Annotated in this window: 18 protein-coding genes; 12 read left to right on the plus strand and 6 right to left on the minus strand. The window is 42.9% G+C overall.

All coding sequences use genetic code 11. The features are described from left to right. The first annotated feature begins 127 nt into the window (after nt 1-127). The 4 genes from DFP82_RS00645 (at nt 128) to copM (ending at nt 5425) form a co-directional block, all read left to right on the plus strand. Entirely contained in the window at nt 128-2347 is a 2220-nt protein-coding gene (locus DFP82_RS00645) for an NADP-dependent isocitrate dehydrogenase (protein WP_110921803.1), read from the plus strand. A gap of 493 nt (nt 2348-2840) precedes the next feature. Then, on the plus strand, nt 2841-3452 hold the full coding sequence (locus DFP82_RS00650; protein WP_110921804.1) for a pseudouridine synthase: 612 nt from the start codon (nt 2841-2843) through the stop codon (nt 3450-3452). Nucleotides 3453-3600: 148 nt separating this feature from the next. Further along, nucleotides 3601-4476 (plus strand): hypothetical protein, encoded by an 876-nt coding sequence (locus tag DFP82_RS00655; RefSeq protein ID WP_110921805.1) that lies wholly within the window; start codon nt 3601-3603, stop codon nt 4474-4476. A 139-nt stretch (nt 4477-4615) separates the two neighbouring features. Beyond that, a complete protein-coding gene (gene copM, locus DFP82_RS00660; RefSeq protein ID WP_110921806.1) occupies nt 4616-5425 on the plus strand; it encodes a CopM family metallochaperone in 810 nt (269 codons plus the stop codon). A gap of 184 nt (nt 5426-5609) precedes the next feature. Here the strand turns inward: copM and DFP82_RS00665 are convergent, their stop codons facing one another. Continuing rightward, entirely contained in the window at nt 5610-7658 is a 2049-nt protein-coding gene (locus DFP82_RS00665; protein WP_110921807.1) for a M61 family metallopeptidase, read from the minus strand. A 334-nt stretch (nt 7659-7992) separates the two neighbouring features. On the opposite strand from DFP82_RS00665, the gene DFP82_RS00670 reads away from it, so the two are divergent. Next, nucleotides 7993-8478 (plus strand): FKBP-type peptidyl-prolyl cis-trans isomerase, encoded by a 486-nt coding sequence (locus tag DFP82_RS00670; protein ID WP_110921808.1) that lies wholly within the window; start codon nt 7993-7995, stop codon nt 8476-8478. 524 nt (nt 8479-9002) lie between these two features. Here the strand turns inward: DFP82_RS00670 and DFP82_RS00675 are convergent. Beyond that, nucleotides 9003-11213, minus strand: coding sequence for a carboxy terminal-processing peptidase (locus DFP82_RS00675; RefSeq protein WP_110921809.1), 2211 nt, complete (start codon nt 11211-11213; stop codon nt 9003-9005). 504 nt (nt 11214-11717) lie between these two features. Between DFP82_RS00675 and nagZ the strand changes: the two genes are divergently transcribed. After that, entirely contained in the window at nt 11718-12803 is a 1086-nt protein-coding gene (nagZ, locus tag DFP82_RS00680; protein ID WP_110921810.1) for a beta-N-acetylhexosaminidase, read from the plus strand. 104 nt (nt 12804-12907) lie between these two features. Here the strand turns inward: nagZ and DFP82_RS00685 are convergent, their stop codons facing one another. Both DFP82_RS00685 and DFP82_RS00690 read right to left on the minus strand, forming a co-directional pair. Further along, the gene (locus tag DFP82_RS00685; protein ID WP_110921811.1) at nt 12908-14479 is read right to left on the minus strand and encodes an OmpA family protein; all 1572 of its coding nucleotides are present in this window, start codon (nt 14477-14479) and stop codon (nt 12908-12910) included. Between the two features lie 366 nt (nt 14480-14845). Then, nucleotides 14846-16441 (minus strand): hypothetical protein, encoded by a 1596-nt coding sequence (locus DFP82_RS00690; protein WP_110921812.1) that lies wholly within the window; start codon nt 16439-16441, stop codon nt 14846-14848. 450 nt (nt 16442-16891) lie between these two features. On the opposite strand from DFP82_RS00690, the gene DFP82_RS00695 reads away from it, so the two are divergent. From DFP82_RS00695 to DFP82_RS00720, 6 genes are all read left to right on the plus strand, one after another. Continuing rightward, on the plus strand, nt 16892-17500 hold the full coding sequence (locus tag DFP82_RS00695; RefSeq protein ID WP_110921813.1) for a rhomboid family intramembrane serine protease: 609 nt from the start codon (nt 16892-16894) through the stop codon (nt 17498-17500). 203 nt (nt 17501-17703) lie between these two features. Beyond that, the gene (locus DFP82_RS00700) at nt 17704-18669 is read left to right on the plus strand and encodes a metallophosphoesterase (RefSeq protein WP_110921814.1); all 966 of its coding nucleotides are present in this window, start codon (nt 17704-17706) and stop codon (nt 18667-18669) included. A 99-nt stretch (nt 18670-18768) separates the two neighbouring features. Next, a complete protein-coding gene (purE, locus tag DFP82_RS00705) occupies nt 18769-19329 on the plus strand; it encodes a 5-(carboxyamino)imidazole ribonucleotide mutase (RefSeq protein WP_110921815.1) in 561 nt (186 codons plus the stop codon). A 198-nt stretch (nt 19330-19527) separates the two neighbouring features. Then, nucleotides 19528-20880 (plus strand): 5-(carboxyamino)imidazole ribonucleotide synthase, encoded by a 1353-nt coding sequence (locus DFP82_RS00710; protein WP_110921816.1) that lies wholly within the window; start codon nt 19528-19530, stop codon nt 20878-20880. Continuing rightward, nucleotides 20880-21329 carry a YaiI/YqxD family protein gene (locus DFP82_RS00715; RefSeq protein ID WP_110921817.1) on the plus strand — a complete coding sequence of 150 codons (450 nt, stop codon included), beginning with the start codon at nt 20880-20882 and terminating at the stop codon, nt 21327-21329. Before DFP82_RS00710 ends, DFP82_RS00715 begins: the two co-directional genes overlap by 1 nt. Nucleotides 21330-21545: 216 nt before the next feature. Continuing rightward, nucleotides 21546-22178 carry an NAD(P)H-binding protein gene (locus DFP82_RS00720; protein ID WP_110921818.1) on the plus strand — a complete coding sequence of 211 codons (633 nt, stop codon included), beginning with the start codon at nt 21546-21548 and terminating at the stop codon, nt 22176-22178. Nucleotides 22179-22287: 109 nt separating this feature from the next. Here the strand turns inward: DFP82_RS00720 and epmA are convergent, their stop codons facing one another. Beyond that, entirely contained in the window at nt 22288-23343 is a 1056-nt protein-coding gene (epmA, locus tag DFP82_RS00725; protein ID WP_110922202.1) for an EF-P lysine aminoacylase EpmA, read from the minus strand. A gap of 56 nt (nt 23344-23399) precedes the next feature. Next, on the minus strand, nt 23400-24524 hold the full coding sequence (locus DFP82_RS00730) for a 4-phosphoerythronate dehydrogenase (RefSeq protein WP_425450581.1): 1125 nt from the start codon (nt 24522-24524) through the stop codon (nt 23400-23402). Between the last annotated feature and the right edge of the window lie 45 nt (nt 24525-24569).

Below are 24569 nucleotides of genomic sequence, written 5' to 3' on the forward strand. Positions count from 1 at the left end.
TTCTGAGACCACATATGATGTACTTGATCTAACCACATAGTTCGTTGTTGCATAGTATCATCCGACGATATTCGAATTTATGTGTACGTATTATTTTTAACGACAACTAAAGGGATACCCGATTACAATGTCAAAAATTATCTATACAAAAACTGATGAGGCCCCTGCTCTAGCAACCCTTTCATTCTTGCCTATTGTTGAAGCGTTTACCAAAACGGCAGGGATTGCTGTTGAGACAACTGATATCTCTGTTGCAGCGCGAGTATTGGCTGAATTCCCAGAATATTTGACGGAAGAGCAACGCGTACCAAACAATTTGGCTGAGCTTGGTCGTCTGACACAAGATCCAAACACCAACATCATTAAACTGCCAAACATCAGTGCCTCTGTGCAACAGCTTAAAGCTGCGATCAAAGAGCTGCAAAGCAAAGGCTTTGCGTTACCTGACTTTCCTGAAGACCCACAGACTGACGAAGAAAAAGAGTTACGTAAGCGTTATGGTAAAAGCTTAGGTAGTTCGGTTAACCCTGTTTTGCGCGAGGGTAACTCAGACCGCCGCGCTCCTAAAGCCGTCAAAAACTATGCTCGCAAACATCCGCACTCTATGGGCGAATGGAAACAGTGGTCAAGCACGCACGTTTCGCACATGCATGGCGGCGACTTCTACGATGGTGAGCAATCCATAACCTTAGATAAGGCCCGTACTGTACGTATGGACTTATTGCTTGATGATGGCACTAACAAGGTCTTAAAACCTGAAATTGCGCTACAAGACAAAGAAGTCATCGATCTAATGGTCATGAGCAAAAAATCGCTGCTAGAATTCTATGAGCGTGAAATGGAAGATTGCCGTGAGGCAGGAATTTTGTTCTCACTGCACGTAAAAGCAACCATGATGAAGGTTTCACACCCTATCGTATTTGGTCACGCGGTTCGTATCTACTACAAAGAAGCCTTTGCAAAGCATGGCGCTACGTTTGACGAGTTGGGTATCAACGTCAACAACGGCATGGCTGATTTGTTTGACAAAATTGCAACTTTGCCAGCCTCAAAGCGCGAAGAGATTGAGCAAGACTTGCATGCTTGTCAAGAGCATCGCCCACGTCTGGCCATGGTTGATTCTTCAAAAGGTATCACCAACTTCCATTCTCCAAGCGACATTATCGTAGATGCATCAATGCCTGCTATGATTCGTAATGGTGGTAAAATGTGGGGCGCCGATGGCAAACTATATGATTGTAAAGCCGTTATGCCTGAATCTACCTTTGCCCGTATTTATCAAGAAATGATCAATTTCTGCAAATGGCATGGTAACTTTGATCCAACGACGATGGGTACTGTCCCTAACGTTGGCTTGATGGCACAAAAAGCAGAAGAGTACGGCTCACACGACAAGACTTTTGAGTCGAGCAATGCTGGTATTGCACGTATTGTTGACGTAGATACTGATGAAGTATTGCTCGAAAAACGTGTTGAAAAAGGCGATATCTGGCGCATGTGTCAGGTTAAAGATGACCCTATCCAAGATTGGGTGAAACTGGCTGTTCGCCGTGCGCGCGAATCAGACACGCCTGTTATCTTCTGGTTAGACCCATATCGTCCACATGAGAATGAGCTGATCAAAAAAGTTCAGACTTACTTGAAGGATCATGACACTACAGGTCTACACATTGAGATCATGTCACAAGTTCGTGCCATGCGTTATACCCTAGAGCGCGTTGCTCGTGGTCTGGATACTATCTCTGCTACTGGTAACATCTTGCGTGATTACCTAACTGACTTGTTCCCAATTCTAGAGCTAGGCACCAGTGCCAAGATGCTATCAGTCGTACCACTAATGAAAGGTGGTGGTCTGTTTGAAACGGGTGCAGGTGGTTCAGCTCCGAAACACGTTGAGCAGCTCGTAGAAGAAAACCATTTACGTTGGGATTCATTGGGTGAGTTCTTAGCCTTGACCGTATCTTTGGAGCATTTAGCCGAGAACGATAACAATGCTAAAGCCAAAATATTGGCTGACACACTAGATACAGCGACCGAAAAACTGCTGTTAAATGATAAATCACCATCACGCAAAACAGGTGAATTAGATAACCGTGGTAGTCACTTCTATCTGGCCATGTACTGGGCTGAAGAGCTGGCAGCACAAGATCAAGATAGCGAGCTAAAAGCACAATTTACACCATTTGCGCAAAAGCTCAAAGACAGCGAAGAAGCTATCGTCAAAGAGCTTAACCAAGCTCAAGGCAGGCCTGTAGATATCAAAGGCTACTACTATGCCGATGAAGAATTGGCTAAGAAAGCCATGCGTCCAAGTGCTTTGTTTAACGAAACACTGGCATCGCTATAATTTTAAGCGATTGCACTTAGACCATTAAGCTTAATCGCTGTTGGGGTTTATATCCAAAAGCGATTAAGCAAGTTTAAGTCTTAGCAAATAAAACACCTCAACCGCTTTAGTGCGTTGAGGTGTTTTTTATGGTCTTTCATAGCATATCCAAGTTGTATTGGAACGATTATATTGTAGAGCCCTTTTCCGGGTGCCGTCGTACAGCCGATGCCCTCTTATCATCTCAGCAAAAAACATGAGTGGCCCTGTGAACAATAGAAAAACACTTTATAATAGACGCTTATCTTAATTAGAAAAATATATAGTATCCAAAAAACATGACAAGCCTATCAAAATACGGATGAAATGGAAGCTCCTAGCTCGTACCGTCTTATTTTTTAGCAGGACACGTTATACTCAGGGTGTGTGCTCATTTTTATTTTGAATGTTAGGGTGTATCATCATTTGGATAGTAAGTAATACTGACTCATTTATATTTAGGAAATAGCTGTTTATGTCGACCTCTAGTCTCGTACTATTCAATAAGCCTTATGGCGTGCAAAGTCAGTTCAGAGATGACAGTAATAACAACCACACCACGCTATCGGAGTATTTTACGGACAAATCATTGCGCGTGGCTGGCAGACTTGATGCGACCTCAGAAGGTTTGCTGATTCTGACTGATGATGGTCGAGTAAATAAAGCAATTACCCATCCACCCAAAGCCAATGCTGGGCGGAAACAAGGCAAGACGTATTTAGTACAAGTTGAAGGTATCCCTACGCCTGAGCAGCTTAGTAAGCTCCAAAAAGGTGTGATTCTCAAAGATGGCAAAACCCTGCCTGCTGAGATTAAGCATGTCAGTGAAGATGAATTGCCAATGCCACTCTGGCAACGTGACCCACCGATACGTGAGCGTAAAAGTGTGCCAGACTCATGGTTGATGTTGACTATTTATGAAGGTAAAAATCGCCAAGTAAGGCGCATGACTGCACATGTGGGGCTGCCTTGCTTACGTTTGATACGTTGGTCAGTTGCAGGTTTTGAGCTGGGCGAATTAGCGGTTGGCGAGTCTATACGAGTTCATTTGGATAGTGAGCGCTGTAAGCAGTTGAGTATTACTTGATAGCTGGTTTGCTAGATTACTAAAATCATAATTGTCAGAAGTAAATAGCTTAACTACTTATTGTTTGATTTGAATATAGTCAATCTTTGGATTTTAGAAAAATATACATGCTCGCTATCAAAATTTTAAAATTAATGAGGATTTTATTTTGGAAGAAATATTGAACCACCTACAGCTAGGGGTTAATGCTTTTGCATTATTGGTTGCAGGTTGGATATATAGTGCCTATATCAAAAAATTGAAATCAACCATTACCTCAAAAGATGAGCAAATTAAAACTGTAGAAAAAAATATTTTTTTCTTAAAGGATAAAAACTCTGAACTTGAGAAGAAAAGCCCAGAGAACATAGAGAAGATTCTTAACGAAAGGATAAAGATCAGAGAGGAAGAGGTTTTAAGGCTGAATCATGACAAGCAAAAGCATACTGACGAACTAAAATTGAAAACTCAAGAGATAAACCGATTGAGAAGTGAAGTCGAAAAATCTAGAGATATTCGAAAAACAATGGAGCTTCTAGATCTTGACCTCGAAGAAGAAGATGTTGAGTTTAGATTATTTTCATCTGACGCTAAATATGAAATTGAAGAAATGGGAGTTGTTGCAGTTGATAGTGGTCAGTTGATGATAACAGATCCATGCTATATCGATTCAGAATGGCAAGATACTCAATTCGAGGATATCCGCTTGCTAAAGGACAAGGAAACTGCTTCCATTTATCAATTCAGAAAAGATTTCTCTAATTATGAAGACAAAATTGATGGTTTTAGCGAAACGGTTAATGAGCTCATAGCTTCTGGAAGGTTAGAGGAAATAGAGATTGACTACTCTGATAGAGTTGACTTCTCATATGCAGGCGCTTGTTACTCAACGCTATCAGAAAAAGGTTATGGCGCATTGCCTTTCAAACTAGGACATGAAGGTGCAGGAATAGCTGTAAAAACAGTCTTAGGAGATGGTATGTATCCCGTTTATGCAGAGAAATATGATGGAAAAATTATCAGAGTTTACTTTAACCTGATATAAAATCTCCTAGATATATTACGACCTATTAAACATAGCGTCTCGAACGGGTAAGGTTTATCTGCTAAGCTTCGAAACATGAGTGGTTGTCTGCAATAGGTTTCATTCATTTATTATTAAATTTTTATTCTAGGAATACATCATGATTGCTTCTCATCGTTTTTTATTGTTGGCCACCAGTATTTCTGCTGCGCTCATACTGAGTGCCTGTCAGCCGACAACAGAAAACAATGAAGCGACCACTGACGAAGAAGTCACCACGCCAGTGACTGATATAGCAGAGACTCAAGATAAAGCCGAAGCTAATGATTTAGCGGAAAATGAAGACATCATTGACGAAAGCCAAATGACTGATGTGCTCAAAGACTATACAAAATCAATGACTAGAATGCATGATGAAATGATGATCGGCATGGGTTACAACGACCCTGACACTGCCTTCGCTAAAAGCATGCTTGGGCACCACCGTGGCGCGATAGATATGGCAAAAATTCAGCTGAAATATGGTACTGATGAAAAAGTACGTCAGCTTGCCCAAGAGATTATTGACGCTCAACAAGTTGAAATCGATATTTTGAATAAATGGCTTGCCAGCCACCCTGATACAGCCAAACCTAAACCCAATACCGAAGCTATGCAACAAGCCTATGCTAGAAGTATGGATGTCTTGAATGGTGAGATGGTATTAGGTATTGCCGATCCTGTCCCTGACATGGCATTCACGCGCGGCATGCTACCGCATCATCTGGGCGCAGTAGAAATGGCCACTATCCAGCTGAAATATGGTACTGACGAAGAGATGCGTCAACTGGCACAAGATATCATCGACACTCAGCAACCCGAAATCAAACGGATGCAAAATTGGATTGCAGACTCTCAAACAGATGAAAGTACAGAAGATAAGCTTGATGAAGGTGAAGTAGACGCAAAAACTGAAACACCTGACTCTTAGAGACTGAGTTACTTCTGATGTTTTAAGAAAACCCCAAAATATACCGATAGCGTATAACGCAAAACCCCTGTCAAATATGATCATTTAACAGGGGTTTTTATTTTGTATGAATATCCAAACAGAATACTTAGGCAAAGTGACTAAAATAAATAATACTTAAATTAATGCACTCAACTCAATGCCCTTAATTATGATAACGCTCTATCGCATTAAGCCATGGTTGCCAGCCCGCATTACCTGAAGAATTCTCATCACTGGCTCTTGACGCTATATCCTCTTTTGCTAAGTGCAGACTTACTTTATGCGGGAATGCCGTTTCATTAACATCATTCGTACTCTTATCAGCACTGGCTGACTGTTGTACTTCCATAGCTGCTTTCGGCAGTACATTGACATATATTAACTCATCGCGGCGAAACAAGTAACATTCAACACTATGTGCTGCATTGCTAAGCGAAGCCAACTGTTTACTATCCGCTTTAATGCCGTCAATCGCCACAATGACATCATGGGCTGAAATCCCAGCTCTGGCAGCCGCACTATCACGCTGTACGCGATTAACCTTTAGTCCGGCGGGCGTTTCAGTACAACGCATGCCCCACGGCACATGCTTATCCGCGGTCTCTTTGGTATTAGTACGCATGTTAGTACCATTGGCAGCCAACAGCGCTTCAATTGGTAATTCTTCAACACCATTGACATAACGATGCTCAAAATTTTCCCAATCCTCTACTGGCATAAACTGCCCAATGACCGCACCCATATCAGCACTACTGATGCCAACACGCTTGTTATCATTTTGCTTGGCTTGAGTATAAAAGGCCTTGACCACATCAAACAGACGATAGCGACCAGCACTCTTTTGTAGCAGCGTCAAATCCAAACATAATGCAACCAGCGCTCCTTTATTGTAATAGCTAATACCCGCATTACCCGTATTTTCGTCATTGCGGTATAACTTAATCCAAGCATCAAAGCTCGACTCTGCGACACTTTGATACGCACGCCCAGCGGTTTGATAGTAGCGATTTATTTGTTCCGCCAATAGTTTTAGATAGCTTGATTTGTCAATCACACCTGACGCTTGCAACATAAAGTCATCGATATAAGACGTAAAACCTTCAAACACCCAAAGTAACGGTGTGAAAGCCTCACGGCGCAAATCAACCTCTAGCATGACATCAGGGCGTACTGTTTTGACCCACCATGAATGAAAATACTCATGGCTGCATAAACCTAAAAACCGCTGATAATCTGTGCTGGGTATCTTTGGCTCATCAATACTTGGCAAGTCACGGCGCGGGGTAATCAAGCTGGTAGAATTGATATGCTCAAGGCCACCATAATCTTGACCACTGGCAAACGTCATAAACGTATAATCATGGAAAGGTGCATCACCTAGCCAGCCTAAATACGTCTGGCAAATCTGAGTGATATCTTGCTGTAATCTGCCCATATTGGCATTATGCTTACCAGCGAGGTAAAAACTATGATGTAGCGTCTGATGTTCGTTATCTTGAATAATAAAATCAAACTTATCTTGCTCTGCGATTTCAAAAGGATAATCGATTATCTCGTGATAGCTATCTGCTTGTAGCCTATAAGCATGCTGACCGTCAAGTTTTAGATGCGTAGATTTCAAACCAGATGCCAGAACGACACGCGCTTCTTCTTTATCTGCAAAAAACGTGGCCGGAATAATTAAGCTCACATTGACAGGCGTATGCTCTTGCCCCTCAACTGCCAATGCAAGCGAGGTGAAATTGCCGTACAAACGCTGCTGATCAACATAGGCAGTACGTACCGACAGATCATAACAGTACACTTCATAGTTAACCTCTACTGTCTGCCCTACCTCTACTTGAGGTAGCTGCCAAGTATGTTTATCTGTTTTCTGCGCACGATAAGTCTTAAGTGGTGTGTCACTATCTGTTGTTTGGCTAGTTGTTTTGCTATCCGTTGCTTGACTATCTAACACCTGATAGTGCACGGCGGTGATGTTGCGGGCAAACTCACGCATCAGATAACTGCCCGGTATCCATGCTGGCAACCAAAGCTGAGGAGAATTGGCCGTTGCCGTAAAGCTCAGCGATACATCGATCAAATGCTCAAAGAAACGATCAAAATTGAAGCGATAACTGATATCAGCGCTTGCGTTGGTATTGTTCACATCGTTATTGTTGGTATTGCTATCTATGAATTGGTTATTTGCAGTAGTGGTAACGGAAGTCATTGTCTTTTTCATCCTTGTTTTTATCATTATGTTAGAAGCCCTTACTCAAAAACGCAACCGCCAAACCACGAATACCCAATAGCTCACTCTAAACTGCTTAAAACACCGTTTATTTTAATAAAATGTGACATTTATTGAGATTAAATGGCATTTTTTCTTGTTTTTACCTTGAAAGTTATATGTGCCATCTCAATTAAAGATGCTAACTGCTAAAGTTACTTTAATAAACTGATGATAATTGACTCATGACGTGGCTATTTGGCCTGCTAATTGGATTTTTTAGGTTTATTGCAACCGTATTTAATTTTTTACACAGATATATTTAGGATAATTTATGACTACTATCGCAAAAGATACCGCCGTCAAATTCAATTACACACTAAAAGACGACGAAGGCAACATTCTTGACCAATCACCAGAAGGTCAACCACTTGCTTATTTGCATGGCCATAGCAACATCATCCCAGGCCTAGAGCAACAGCTAGAAGGTAAATCTGCTGGCGAACAAGTCAATGCAGTTGTTGAACCTGCTGATGGCTACGGCGAGTATCAAGAGCAAGCAGTACAACACGTACCACGTGACAACTTCCAAGGCGTTGAAGACATCCAACCTGGTATGCAGTTTCAGTCAGAAGCTGGTGGCCAAGTAATGCTAGTTACCGTTACTGCTGTAAACGATGAAGAAGTAACCGTTGATGCAAACCATCCATTGGCTGGTAAGCGTTTGACGTTTGACGTTGAAATCCAAGAAGTACGTACAGCAACTGAAGACGAGCTAAACCATGGCCATGTACATGGTGCTGGTGGCGTTGAGCACTAATCTCTTCTAGAGAATAGTAAGAAAGGATGAGGCGGTAAGTCACTAATGTGATTGTCGTTCAATCTAAAAAGGGTCAGTAGCTATCGCTACTGACCCTTTTTTGTGCTTGTTTTTATACCCACAATTTATAAAAAATACTGCTGAGACTGTGGACCGTTTAATAGGTCTTCAGCCAAAATCTATCGATTACCATCCTCCAGACGTAACAAAGCCGCATAACGACAAGCGTTATGCGGCTTTTATCACTAACCATCCATGTCATCGCTATAAGATACCTAATCCCGGGGCATCTTATAACTATTCGGGCATCCAGCCCTATCATCCCTAACCAGCAAACCACCTATCCTTGATGCGACCTGTAAGATACCAATCCCTAGTACCAATGAACCTTTTCGTTCAGCCGTGCCGTACAGTTATAATCGCAGATTGCCCCATGGTTAGTAAGAGGTATAAACGTCAATCCATGTAAGCATATGCTTACATGGATTTGAATAATACATTTTTGCCATTCACAGCACTGTTGCTTATAGCTTCTCTTGAGGACTAAGCAACGCTTTCGGTTCAGCGCTCAGCATGACATAAGCGGCTTCATTGATGAAGGCTTCGTCTTCAGGTAACTCTGGACGTTCACTAGCCTTCATGCGACTGCGTTCTTCAAATTTTGCATCCATTGCCGCTTGATAAGTATTCCAGTTGGCATAAGGACGCTCACCAGTTGCGATAAGACGTTTGTTCTCAGCTTCCAACGAACGTTTTTCAATCAGTTGCATTTTGGCTCGGCGACTATTGATATCGAGTTGGATAGGTTTTTTCTCATCTTCCATATCACGAATATCATTTAGCGCTGATAAATAAACAAACTGTGGATTTTGCTCTTGACGGATTTTGGATTGTTGATTGAGTGTCGCTAATGTATCGTTGGTAAACTTGCCTTCAGGCTTATAAGGGGCTGTTTTGATAGTATCCCACGGTAAGGCTTTTTTCTGTGCACGCTCACCAAAGGTAGCGTCATCATAGATATTGACCAGTTCAACATCAGGCACCACGCCTTTATTCTGCGTACTACCACCAGTAATACGGTAGAATTTACGCTGCGTTAAAGTAGCTGAGCCTAGCGCCAAACTATCCAATTGAATTTGGGCAGAGCCTTTACCTGTCGTCGTACTACCGACGACCAGACCACGGCCATAATCTTGAATAGCAGCCGCAAATATCTCACTGGCTGAAGCAGATGCTAAGTTGGTAATGACCGTCATGTTGCCACTATAAAGTTGCTCACCACCATCATCGTCACGGTAGACTTGAATATTGCCGCGATTGTCACGAATTTGCACCATCGGCCCGCTCTTAATAAAGAAGCCAAGCATTCTAGCGACTTCATCTAATGAGCCACCTGGGTTATTACGTAGATCGACAACCAAACCATCAATGTTTTCTTTATTGAGCGCTTTTAGTGCTTTTTCGGTATCGATACTGACACTACGGTAGTCTTCACCGTTACGGCGGGCTTGATAATTCAGATAAAAACTTGGAATCTCAAGGACACCGATACGTTTTGGTGTTTTATCAACATTAGGACGCTGTACTTCTACCACGCGATGGGTAACACCTGATTCTTCTTGTTGAATAATATCACGGACGACCGTGACGTTACGGGCGCTAGCATCAGGGGTATTAGGCTGGCGTACTTTGATGGTCACTGAGGTTCCGCGCTTACCACGAATCAAACTCACAATCTCACGCGTTGACCAGCCAACCACATCGGTCATGGTTTCACCGTCTTTTGCGATACCAACGATCAAATCATTTGGCTTGATTTGTCCAGATTTAGCTGCTGGACCGCCATCTACTAAAGTGACAATTCGAGTATAATCTGGGTTTTTACGGTCTGGACGGATAGAAACGCCAATTCCTTCTAGTTGTAAACTAGATTGAATTTGCAGCTCAGTCGCCTGAATCGGTGCATAGTAATTACTGTGTGGATCGTAAGTCAGCATTGCTGTATTCAAGACCGTTTCCATGATCTCATCATCTGTGAGACGCTTGAACTGCTCTTGCTGACGTGACAAACGATTCTGTAGAATCTCGCTTGGCGTCCGCTGATCATTACGTACCAAGTCTTGTCCACGCGTAATATCTGGATTGCTTAAAAACACTTCTTCTTTAGCTTTTTCATCTTCTTGTCCCAGCGTAATACTCATCAACTGAAATCTTAGCTGACGTGTCCAGTAGTCACGTTGCTCTTTTTTGGTTTTGAAATGATTGAGCTTTTCACGGTCGAGTACGATGGTGTCTTTGCCAGTCAAGTCGATCTTCGTTTTTAGCATTTTACTTGCCATCGCAAAATACTCATTTGAACGTTTGCGATATCGCTCGAAAACATCTACGCCTGCAGATAAATCGCCTCGTTTGAGACGAGCACCGAAGTCATCGGCATATTTTTTCTTAAACTCATCGACATCGGACTGTAAAAACAAAGTATGGTTTGGATCAAGGCTATCAATATACATGGATAGAATCTCGCTACCCGTTTTGCTGTCAAGCGGCTGATTCAGATAATGACTACGGTCCAGCAATGCCGCTACTTGGCGAGTGGTGACTTTTTGTTCGGGAGTTTGTACGAAGCTTTCAGTGTTGGTATCGGCGACTGCCGTTCCATAGCTCTGGGTAAGAATAATACCGGCGATGCCCACTGACGCTGCACTGAGTAACCACTGTGCTGGTTGTTTTTTCATCATGTATCCCTAGTTATTTTGCGTTAATAATATTATTTGTTTTATAAAGATCAAAAGTGCTTAAATATCTCGCTGCCTATAAATGTCACTCTTTCTATGCGTTAGCATGTTTATCACTAATAATGCCTGTTGGATATTTTTCGATTATAGCGTCCTAATAATAGCCCCTAAAATTCGTCAAAAACTGCCAGTACAGTGTTCAAATAGTGTTCAAAATCAATCAATATTATCATGAGCATTATGGTTCGACTGTCTCAAACTGTATAAGCAATATTACACGCTACACCTGCACATACCAAACTTTCTATGATATTTGTTGTGCATCATTATTTGGACATGTTGGTACTGCTCTAATGGCTATCTAAAAATTGATTTAAGTCGATACCTATGCCACATTATGCTCAATTAATAATAGCTGTCATAATAAGACAGTTCTGATTCATCACTTACTACTTTTAGCGCTACCCATCATATAACAATATATAACACCATAAGGATTACGCAATGTACGGCGTCTTAATGATTGATATCGATAGTACCGCACTGACTGCTGAAGATGTTAGTTTACTCAAACAGGCACAAGTTGGCGGAGTAATTTTATTTGCTCGAAATGTAGCAGATGCTGCGCAAGTGCGAGCCTTGTGCGATGATATACGCTACCACAACCCTGATATATTAATCGGCGTCGACCAAGAAGGCGGTCGGGTCGCGCGTCTGCGCAATGGCTTCACCCCTTTGCCAGCGATGGGCAAGCTTGGTGAATTATTCAACCAAGACCCTAGCCTTGCGCTGAGCCTTGCTTATGATTGTGGCTATCTGATGGCGACAGAAGTATTGGCCGTGGGTATTGACCTCAGTTTTGCACCAGTGCTTGATAGAGACGGCATCAGTCAAGTCATTGGTGATCGCAGCTTTCATAATGAGCCACAAGCGATCACTGCCCTAGCGACACAGTTTATGCGCGGCATGAAAACGGCAGGTATGGCAACCACAGGCAAGCATTTCCCTGGTCATGGTGCGGTTGCGCCTGATTCACACGTGGCCGAGGCCATCGATACACGTAGTTTTGATGAGATTATGAATAGCGATATGCAGCCTTTTGCCCAAACACTCACATCACTTGATGCGTTAATGCCTGCCCATGTTATCTTTTCGCAAGTCGATAATAAGCCAGCAGGATTTTCTAAAATTTGGCTAAAAGACATCATTCGTAATCAGCTTGATTTTGATGGTGTTTTGTTCTCTGACGACCTATGCATGGCAGGTGCCAAAGCAGCGGGCGATGTCAGCGCACGTGTAAAAGCGGCGATTGAGGCAGGGTGTGACATTGCACTGGTTTGTAATGATCGAGTCGCTGCACATGAAGCAGCTCAAGCAGCGCAAGACCTCCCTTATCCCAACCAAAATCGCATCAAAACCATGTGTGGCGAGATACCAGTATGGCAAGGGGACCTTGAATCTACTTGCCAGCAGTTTGCATATTGGCAACAGGCCAAGCAAAATGTGACTCAGGCCTTTTTTAGTCCTCAAGCTGATGGGCAAACACCTAATAGTACCAATGAGTCAAAAGACCCTACTGACTATAAATAGCCTTGTATCATTTATAAATAACAAATTTAATAAAGTAAAAAACCGCATCTTAATCAAGGTGCGGTTTTTTATTATTATTAGTACTTCAATCAAAATGACATCGATTAATTGGCTGGATCTACTACCGTACCCTGAGTTGCATCATCACCATCAGGTAATACATCATCGTTATCACTGTCCAGTGGGTTCAAGTCTGGGTCAAGCGCATCATTACCAATAACCATTCCATCGTTTGCACCAGTGGGCTGATCGTCAACGACAAACTCAATACGGCGGTTGTGAAAACGACCCTGTTCAGTTGAGTTATCAGCGATAGGCTCTGATTCGCCCATGCCTTTCACCGTCAATTTATTGGCATCAACACCTTTAGAAACTAAGTACTGTTTGACAGATTCAGCACGCTCAAGAGACAACTTGTTATTATATTCGTCCGATGCTTGACCATCTGTATGACCGACAATCATCAGTTTTATATCCGGTGCTTCGCTAATAATTTTCGCAGCACGGTCAAGCAACTCTTTATTAACTTCAGGAAGTGTCGCGTCATCTACAGTAAAATTAATGACCTGAATACTTAGGGCACGAGCCACATCACTTGGATCGGGATTGTCACCAAGATTTTTCATAGCATTGTTTGCAGCGAATAGACTACTCTCTATCTCATTTTTTAAGTCTAACGGTCTTTCTGCTTGTACCTTCATGGCTGGAGCAGCGGCTTTTAAGTCAGCGATTAGCTGGTCCAGTGCTAGTACATCAGACGTATTAACGGTGATAGTATCGCCTTCGATCAGCATGCTCGCATTTGGAACATTTTTGAGAATAGGCAAAATGGTCGTCAGCTGAGCTGTGGCTGGCATATCTATCGCAAATTTATCATCGACATCAGCACGGCATTTATTGGCTTCATCGCCAAATGCAGCCGTGAGTGCATTCATCATGTTGGTCTGCAACGTTTCATCACCCACACGCATACGGCAAGCGTACAGTTCGCTGTTTTCATCAGTGGCAATACGTAATGAGGCAAGCTCTACATTGCTGACACCCGCGACTTGCTGCGCCATCGCTGGTGTAGCGACAGGCTCAGGATTTTCTTGGCAACCACGTAATAATGCCCAAGCCAATGCACCCAAAATAATCAAGCCAATAATTGGTAGTAGCGCTTTCAAAAAGCTGTCTTTTGGCTCGTCTTCACGTGGCAATGGTTCTGTAGTCGCTGTCTGAGAAACAGGCACTTCAACCGCAGGCTCAGCGGCCAAGGTACTGACTGGTAAGACAGCGCTTGCCCATGTAGGAATGTGGTGCTGATAGCTGTCTAGATTATCATGTAAAAATTGTGGTACAGGCGTGGTACCTGCCAAGCTTTTTATTTCATGAAAAGCAAGTGGCGCGGCCATAGCAATGAGTCCGCGAGAGGCTGTCGCATCGACATTGTGTTTGCCTGCCAGCTCACGAGCGATTTGATCACGTTGCGAGCTGTCTGTCCATACACGATCATAGAACTCTTGATCATCACGAGTAATACTCTCATTGGCAAAACGGTCATAGGTAGCATTATCCGCTAGGCGGGCAGCAAAAATAGCGTAGAACTGCTCAAGTAGATTTTTTTTAGCTGGGCTACGATCATCATCCAATACTGCTGGACTTACTGTTCGGGTCAAATGACTGGTAATATCCATAATATAACTCCCTATTTATTAATACCTGATTATAGGCTTAAAATACTTAAAAATATTGTTAGATAAGATTTTGATGATAGATAAAAGCTATAACGGTCGGTGTCATTATTGCTGTATTCAGTTTTTTATTATTATAAAAGCATTAAATCAGCTTTAACAATCAACACGTTGTTGTGCGAATGATACGTTAGGTAATGTCGCCACTGTCACATATAAACCTATCACACACAATATCCTATATCACACAGCACCTTAGATAAAAAAATGGTGGTACGAGAAACTCATACCACCACCCCATACTGCTTATCTATCTGAATTGTTAATCCTAAAGTAAAAACAATCAAACATCTCTTGTTATCAAACTTACTAATTTCTGACTTGGGCAGGCTCAGCTATAAAAGAGGTACCCGCCAAATCATCTAATTCTGATTCTGAAATAGGGCCTGATGGGCGGTTATTCGTCGGTGCATTGTTGGGAATATTGCGAGTATTATTAACAGGCTCGTTCATAGCATTATTGTTCATGCCATTATTAGGGGCTGGCACCATACGATCGCCAGTGTTGTCATCTGCTGCTTGGAACTCTCCAGACCCGCCGTTGCTATCACCGTTACCATACTGGTTATTTAAAGCAGCCTCATCGTTTGCAAACTGACCGCCCATCTCATTCATTCCTGACATACCGTTCACATTATCATTGTTGCCATTATTGCCATTATCAGGTAATGGCAGTGGCTCTTTGCTATCTACTATCATCGCTGGCGCCAACATACGGATGTCCGTGACCAGCCGTTGTAATAAAGTACTATCTGGCGCTGCTAACATGAGGCGATCATTCTGCAATTCCAGACGTGCAAATGGCACCGCTCTAAGCATGTTTAAAATATTAGGCAGCACCTCTGTCGGTAGATTCGCCATACTATTGGCGACGCCTGCCCGCACTGTCAACTCACAAGTGCTTGATTGCTGACCAAAACTGGTATTGAACGCTTGTTGCAACGCACTCTGTAGCGCTTCATCACCCACGACGGCGCTACAGCTAGTGAGTCCTCCGCTGTTATCCATTCCCACGATGAGCTCGACTGGCGTCAATACCTCTACAGGTGGCGTAGGCGCAACGACAGCAGGTACTGTCGCAATTGGCTCCACAGGTGGTACGTTGTTTGGCTTGATTAGTAGCGCCCAAGCGGCCAGTGCCATAGCAGCAATCGCGAGGACTAATAAAAACACCTTTACCAATAAATCATTACGTTGATTACGGGTGCGTACTTTTGCTCGCTTGATGCTACTGTTTTCTGCCAGATGATGTGCTGATGGGTTGACATGAATGGTATCCAAGTTGGGACTCAGGTCATCGCTTTCTTTTTCTGTCTCAGCGCTATCTATATCAGCTGCTGTCATTGCACTGATTGCGCTTGTCTCTACATTGGGCTTATCAAGTTTACCTAAAACGTTATCAGTCTCTAATACAGGACTTATTTCCGCTATGGTTTTTGAACCTGACTCATTGTTCAGACTTGAATTGGCGGCAATAATAGGTGCTGACCATATCGGTAAGTACTGACGTAGCGCCGCCTGCTCACCCTGCAAAAATGCTGGCAAAAACTGTCCATTGGCCAATATTTTTAGCTCACGATAAGCGAGTGGTGATGAATTGATAAGTAACTCTGCTGTCATTGATTCATCAATATGATGGGTAGCGGCAAGCTCTTGGATGATAGTCTGCTGCATTTCATTATCTTGCCATAGCTGCTTAAACAATGTCGTTTCTGTGCCATTGTTGGTCGCCAGCAATTGATCGGTGCGAAGTAGTTGCGAGTAAACCTGAGGCAATGCTAGGCGTGCGGCTAAAATGGCATAAAACTGCTCAAGTAGACTGACATGCGCCACGCTATCTTTGCTATCACTCTGACCTAATACAGCTGGGGTAACGGTTTTTTCTAACTGGTCGATAATACTCATAGATTATTGCCTCTTTCGGCCTTCGCTTTATACGTGTAAAAGAATTGAGTGTTGGTTTTAATTTTAATTTTGTCTACTAATGACGTATTCTTAGCATATTTCTATCATTGATGAGACTGCTGCCATCAGCTCTACTTACTATCAATCATCATTACTATTAGCACTAGTTACTGTCATTATACGAAGCATTACTTATTCTGCCTGATACATTGTTATATTATTCACTATAACAGCCTGAAAATGCATTGTTTTGTCACACAATAAGTTTTCGTATCATCATAACTACTGTTAGTATGACTTCATTATTAATATTCGACATTTAATCATTAATTATTGGTCATATGTAGGTTTTTACTCAGCCGTAACACTTAGGCTTTGAACACTGCCAGCATTTATAATACTGCCATTTATAACATTGTCATACATCAGGCGCGGCCTAAGGATTTTCCTTTGTTCAATCATACGACCCTTATCATTATAATCACCGTTATTATTAGCTTATTAGCGTGGCAAAATAAAGCGTTATTCAATCGACTTATTTTTTATCCACCAGCGGTAAATAATGGTCAATGGGATCGTTTTGTGACGCATGGTTTTATTCATGCCGATAGTATGCACCTGCTCTTCAACATGTTTACCTTGTACTTTTTTGGTCGCGCGATTGAAGGATTATATCAGTCATTTTTATTCGGTTATGGTTTTGTGGTGTTCTACGTACTGGCCATTATCATTGCGATGATTCCAAGCTACCTTAAGAATAAAAAAAATGCCAGCTACTTAAGCCTTGGTGCTTCGGGTGGTGTATCAGCGGTATTGTTCGCCTTTATTTTGCTAGCACCGTGGGAAAAAATCTATCTATTTGCGGTCATTCCTATCCCTGCAATCTTATTTGCAGTCGCTTATGTCGCTTATAGTATATATGCGGACAAACGTGGTGGCTCCAATATCAATCACATGGCACACATGTGGGGTGGCGCCTTCGGGGTCATAGCGACGATTGTGCTAGAGCCACGGGTGTTATCACACTTTATCAATGCGTTATTATCTCCCAGCTTCTAGATATACAGCTTTTGGATTAGAGATAATAAAATAGCAGTGGTACAGGGCTGCTCTTAACGACCATAACTTTTAACGATAGTAGCTTCTAACAATAATAGCTCTTAACGATAGTAGCTTTCTGAAATCATTACAGAGAGTCGTTATCCTAGCCTTGTCAGTTTCGTATTCTTCGACTTTTTTATATTAAGATTTGATAGTTAATTATGATTATAGATGTTATCGGTGATATTCACGGCTATGCAGACAAATTGGTTGGCCTACTGCTACAGTTAGGGTATGTTCACAATGGTGAGTGCTTTATACCGCCAGCAGGCCATCGAGCGTTATTTATCGGTGATTTAATAGACCGTGGCTCACAGCAGGTGGCGACATTAGAAATTGTCTTTGCGATGCTAGATGCTGATGTGGCTGACGCAGTGATGGGCAATCATGAATACAACGCGCTGGCTTTCGCCACACCTAATCCTGATAGTCCTACCCAATATCTGCGTTCGCACAATGAGGTGCATACACGCCAACATGAAGCATTTTTAGCCGAACTACCATTTAGCTCACAGAGCCATCAATATTGGCTACAGCGGTTATATGAAATTCCATTATGGATTGAAACGGACTACGCTTGTTTTGTGCATGCCTGCTGGGATGTCGATAGCATGGCAGTGCTAAAACCTTTATTAACAGATACTAACTGTTTAACGCCATACGGCTTAATAACCACTGCCAAAGAAGATACCACACAGTTCGACGCCTTAGAACGGGTATTAAAAGGTGTAGAAACACCACTGCCTGACGGTCTGGTCATGGTCGATAAAGAAGGTACTGAACGCTCACGCGTACGGGTACGTTGGTGGCTTGATGAATTAGAGTCGCGCACACTGCATGAGATTTCACGTGCGCCTTCATCAGCAATGGCTCAGATACCGAAAGATGCAATGGCCGAAAACATCGATTTTGCATTAAAGACGCACAAACCTGTATTTGTTGGTCATTATTGGCTCACTGGCATGCCCGAGCCACTGAGCAATCAGGTCGCTTGTACCGACTATTCAGCGGCAGTAGACAGTGGTTACCTTACCTGCTATCAGCTCGATACCGAGCAGCCGTTACCATTACGATCCAGCAACTTCATACAATATCGCCATGATGAAAATATCCATATAAACCTGTAATATTAGCGATATTTATGCATCTATCGTATTAAACCGTAAACTTGGCTTTACGAAGGCGGCTAAATTTTTGTATGATGGTCTTTTTGAGGATATCAACGCATGAGCACCACATCGGCCACTGTTACTACTGTTGAGCAAAACGGACCTATCACCTCTCCTGCTGGTCAACCTAAAGTTGGCATCATCATGGGCTCACAGTCTGATTGGGCAACCATGAGCGCCGCTGCACAATTACTAGCAGATTTCGATATCGCTTTTGAATGCGAAGTGGTCTCAGCACATCGTACGCCTGATAGATTATTTGATTATGCCAAAAATGCGAAAGGTAACGGCCTACAAGTTATCATCGCAGGTGCAGGCGGGGCGGCGCATCTGCCTGGTATGTGTGCTAGCCAAACACCACTCCCTGTCTTTGGTGTTCCTGTAAAATCATCTATGCTTAGCGGTTGGGATAGCCTACTGTCTATCGTACAAATGCCTAAAGGTGTCGCCGTTGGCACATTGGCGATTGGCTCAGCAGGTGCTTACAATGCTGCTCTGCTTGCGATTCAAGTCTTGGCCTTGCATGATGACACGATTGCTACTAAGCTAGATCAGATGCGACAGTCTCAGACTGAGACTATTCTTGCCAGCCCAACGCCAGGTATTATCAACGCCTAGGTACACATAGACTGGCCGGCTTTTATAGCAGAGTCTTTAAGATTGGTAGCCCAAAAATAAAAGCTATCACACTGTATTTTTAAGCAAGTCCAATTAGATATAAGGTGCATACAGTGCACCTTTTCCTATTTTCACCCATTGATTTTTTAGATTTTAATATACAAAAAACCTTATTCACTTTTACTCAAAGAGCCTGCCATGACTACAGCAAACGCTTATCCTGTTACCCAAACCATTCGTACCATCGGTATTTTAGGCGGTGGTCAGCTTGGTATGATGCTTGCCGAAGCAGCCATGCCACTAGGCTACCAATGTGTGTTTTTAGAAGACAGTGCCGACTGCCCTGCTAGCCTCTATGGTCGCGTCTTTCATAGCGAACAATTAGAAGCATTTATCGAAGCCGCTGATGTTTTTACTCTTGAGTTTGAAAACACGCCGACGGCGACTGTCGAACAACTTACTGCATTATCGAAGTCTGGCAGCAAGCAAGGCATGTTTCCACCATTAATTGCGCTAGATATCGCTCAAGATCGCTTAAAAGAAAAGCAGATGTTTAACTCGCTTGATATTGCCACCGTACCCTTTATGGCTGTCAATTCTGAAGCTGAGTTGAAGCAAGCTTGTGATGAGTTAGGATTGCCTATCGTCCTAAAAACCAGCCGCGGCGGTTATGATGGTAAAGGTCAATTCGTCATCAAACAAGACAGCTATATTAAAGCCGCTTGGCAAGAACTCAAAGACGCAGTCACTGGAAAAGGCTCACTTACGCCGACGCCAGCACCATTAATTGCCGAAGGCTTTATTAACTTTAGCCGTGAAGTGTCTATGATTGCGGCACGTACACAAAACGGTCAGGTTCGTTGCTATGACTTGGTCGAAAACCATCATCACCATGGTATTTTAGCCAAAACCCAAGCCCCTGCCGTTGGAACTAGCCATTTGCTCAAGCAAGCAACCGATGCTATTACCACCGTCATGAACCATTTAGACTATGTTGGTGTCATGGCGCTTGAGTTATTTGTGACCAAAGACGAACGCGGTAATGACGCATTGCTTGCTAACGAAATTGCGCCACGCGTACACAACTCTGGGCACTGGAGTATTGAAGGTGCTATTACCAGTCAGTTTGAAAACCATATTCGCGCAGTCGTCAATCTACCACTAGGTGATACGGATAATGTACACCCAGCGATTATGCTCAATATCTTGGGACAATATCCTGATATCAGCGCCGTGCTAAATATCGATGGTGCGCACTATCATAGCTACCACAAAGAAGAACGTGACGATCGTAAGATTGCGCATATTACTCTGATGCCGAACGATGTGGCCGATTTAGAGCCCGCTTTAGCCAAGCTCGTCGCGACTCTACCCAATAAAATGGGACTTGAGAAAAAACCTTCTCCAATTGATAGCCAGCCAAAAGTGGAAGATAGTCTAACCAAGACTGACTCTAACAATACTGTAGAAAGTAAAGTATTGGCTATTGAAGACGGCCCGTCAGATAAAGCTATCAACGCTAAGTCGAAAACAGAAAAGGCTAAGAAATAATGCAGATTTGGGTGGATGCGGATTCAGTACCATTGATAGCCAAAGACTTGATTATCAAAACGGCTGAACGCACACAAACCATGGCGATATTCGTCGCCAATCAGTCGATTAAACTGCGCAAGTCACCACTGCTCACTATGACAGTGGTGCCGTCAGGGTTTGATAAGGCCGATGATTATATCGTTGAGCAAATACAGCCAGGCGATCTGGCCATTACTAGCGACATACCGTTAGCCAATGATATTTTGGACAAAGGTGGCATGGTTTTGACCACTCGCGGTGTGATCTATGATAAAAATAATATTAAGCAAAAGCTCAATATGCGTGATTTTATGGATACCATGCGTGGCACTGGCATCTTGGAGCTACAAGAGATGAGCGGACAGAAGCCTTACGGTGACCGCGATAAAAAAGCGTTTGCCGATGGATTAAATAAATTGGTGCGTTAATTTCTAACATTCGCCAGACATTCTTCATCTGGTCTTTTACCATGCTAACGTCCGTTACTAGCGATACTTATTTTGTCTCTCTCCTTGCAAACCCTATACACTATATAACCAAACTCTATGCAAACGGCACGCTTCATAACGAAGCGTGCCGCCTATTCTTGTTACGCTATGTTCAGTTTTTAAATAAAGATAACGCAAATAAAAATAGGAATGACGATGAAAATTTTAGTAATTGGCGCAAGTGGTCGAGTAGGTACTGATTTGGTTAAGCAGTTATTGGCTGACGACCATCAAGTGATTGGTACTACCCGTCAGGAAGAAAAGCTATTTAAGGATGACAATTATAGCCAGTTGGACTTAGATATTACGGCTGAAAAAGACGCGATTCAAAAGCAAATCGATCAAGATATTGATGCCGTTTATTTTGTTGCAGGCTCAGGTGGCAAAGATGTCTTAGAAGTAGACTTACATGGTGCAGTTAAGACCATCCAAGCGACGCAAGACAAAGGCATCAAACGCTATATCATGCTCAGCACGGTATTCTCGTTAGACACCAGTAAATGGGATAAAATTGCCGACTTAAAAGAATACTATATCTGTAAACATTATGCTGACCAATGGTTAATCAACAACAGCACTTTGGATTATACTATCGTACAGGCAGGCGCACTAAAAGAGCGTGAAGCCACGGGCAAAATTACTGTCAATAATGACAGCTCAGGCGAAAATTCGATTGAAGATGTCGCCACTACTTTGGCCGCTGTATTAAAGGCAGACAATACTATCAAGACCGTCTTTAGCATGCAAAATGGTGAGACTGCCATTGATGAAGCTATCGCAAAGTTATAATCATTGAAGCAGAAAAGCGAGTAAACCGAAAGGTTTACTCGCTTTTTTATGGCTGTCATTTGAGAGTAGATTATTAGGTGAGCAATAATAGTTACTTTCTGTAGAAAAACTATGCCAAACCGCTTGGAAACGGAATCACTTCCTCTAGGCTACTAGCTCCTGTAATGACCATTAACAGTCTGTCTATACCAACGGCGATACCGCTACTGGGTACCAAATCATCAGACGCCGCTAGTAAATGCTCATCGATTGGCATTTGTGGCAGGTTATGACGCTGACGCAATTGGTTGTCTTGCTCAAAACGCTCTTTTAACGCTTGCCCATCTGCCAACTCATCATAAGCATTGGCAATCTCGATACCATTAATATATAGCTCAAAACGTTTGGCAATTTTATTACCGTCTTTGTCCAAAGCTGTTTTGGCCAATGCGGCGGTCGCTGGCGGATAGTCTATAATTAATGTTGGTAGATCATGGCCTAAATTTGGCTCAACCGCATGACTAAATAACAAATCTAACCAGCTCTGGCGACGGTCTTCTTCCGTATTTACTTCACTGCTCAACTCACTATTAAAGTCAAAACCTGTTAAGCCTTTATCTTCTGCTACTGCCTGTAGTGTGGCGAGGCTAGCAGTTAACGGATGAATACCAACAAAATCCATAAAGGCATCAACATAACGGTAATGGCTCATTACGACTGCATTGCCATAAAGCGCTTCTAATAGCTCACCCAGTTCAGTCGCCATATCATCCAAGCTATAATCTGGCTGATACCATTCGAGCATCGTAAATTCGATATTGTGCCGTACCCCTATTTCATTGTCTCGAAAAACAGGACAAATCTGATAAATAGGTACTTGCCAACTGGCCAATAAACGCTTCATCGCGAATTCAGGTGACGTATGCAAATAATAGGTTTGGGGTTTGTCTTTATAAGTGACCTGCGCAGCGACTGACTGCAAAAAAGTATCGGTATTACCCGCTTGCGACAGTAGCGGTGTCTGCACCTCTAATACTTGTCGCTTGGCAAAAAACTGACGGATATTACTCAGAAACTGCGCACGCTGCTGCGCCATCGCCAATGTCATGGTCGGTGCATAGCTAGGCGTAGAGCTAATAGATTTAGAAGTAATAGGCTGCGAAGAAATGTTATTTGCTTGAGTCATTTGTGATCTACTGCGATTGATAAATAATCGGTTTGGTAATTGGGTGTTTAGATTTTTTAAAACTGCCATTCACGACGTAAATGATAATCGCGTCTCAAACCATCAAAGTCAGCACCATCTATCTGCCCATCAATTTCTTTACTTCTCAATGAGGCATCATCTTGCTGAATATCATAAAACTTTATCAGTCTGTCTGGATGTGCTTTTAATTCAGACCATAGAAATAAATTAAGCGGTAATAGCGCGTGCATCGTTTGGGTAGGTAGAACGGCCAGTTTCTCACATAGCGCATCATAAATGATTTGTGTGCCACGCAGCTTACCTTCTACCGTGTAGCCAGCGATATGCGGAGTGGCGAAGGCAAGCTTGGATAATAATCGCTCAGCAATCTGAGGCTCGTGCTCAAACACATCAAGCACCACTTGTCGCCCAGTACGCTCAATATCTGCTACCAGCGCATCTGCCTCAATCACAGGCCCACGCGCGCTATTAATCAGCATCGTATCCGCAGGCATCATGGCCAACGCCTCTGCATCAATGAGATGACGCGTTGGATAATTACTGCCTCTAGGATTCGCCTCACTCTTCTTATCGGTCAAAGGTACATGCAGACTGACCACATCGCTTTGGCTAAGTACCTGCTCTAAACTGGCGTTATTGAGCTTCGATTTTGGTAATAATGGATCATAGCCTAATACTTGCCAGCCCAAATCATTGGCATACTGCACAAGCGTACTACCAATATTACCCAGACCAATTATACCGAGAGTGATGGATTGCTGCCAATACTGCGGACGCAACGTCAATGCGGCTGTCAGTACATACTGCGCGACCGAATGCTTGCTACAGCCAGCGGCATTGGCAAAAGTGATATGGCGCTGCATTAAATAATCTTGATCGACATGATCCGTACCGATGGTTGCAGAACCCACAAACTGAACACTGTCGTTATTCGCCAACAATGCCTCATTCACTTGCGTCACAGAACGTATCAACAGGATATCAGGTTGCAGTTCTGCAAGTAATGACGCGTTGATATCTCGTCCAGCAACGGTGATGATATCTACAGCCTGCTCCGATGCCTGACCAAGTGTAGAGGCGTTAAAAAACTTGTCCAAACTGGCGATATTGCTATCAGCTAAAATAGTAATATGATTAATAGTATTCACCCTACCCTTCATCGTTTTTATAACATAGTCAAATAATAGTGGTTCTAGTAGTAGAAT

The organism is Psychrobacter fozii, from assembly GCF_003217155.1.
Lineage (GTDB): Bacteria > Pseudomonadota > Gammaproteobacteria > Pseudomonadales > Moraxellaceae > Psychrobacter > Psychrobacter fozii.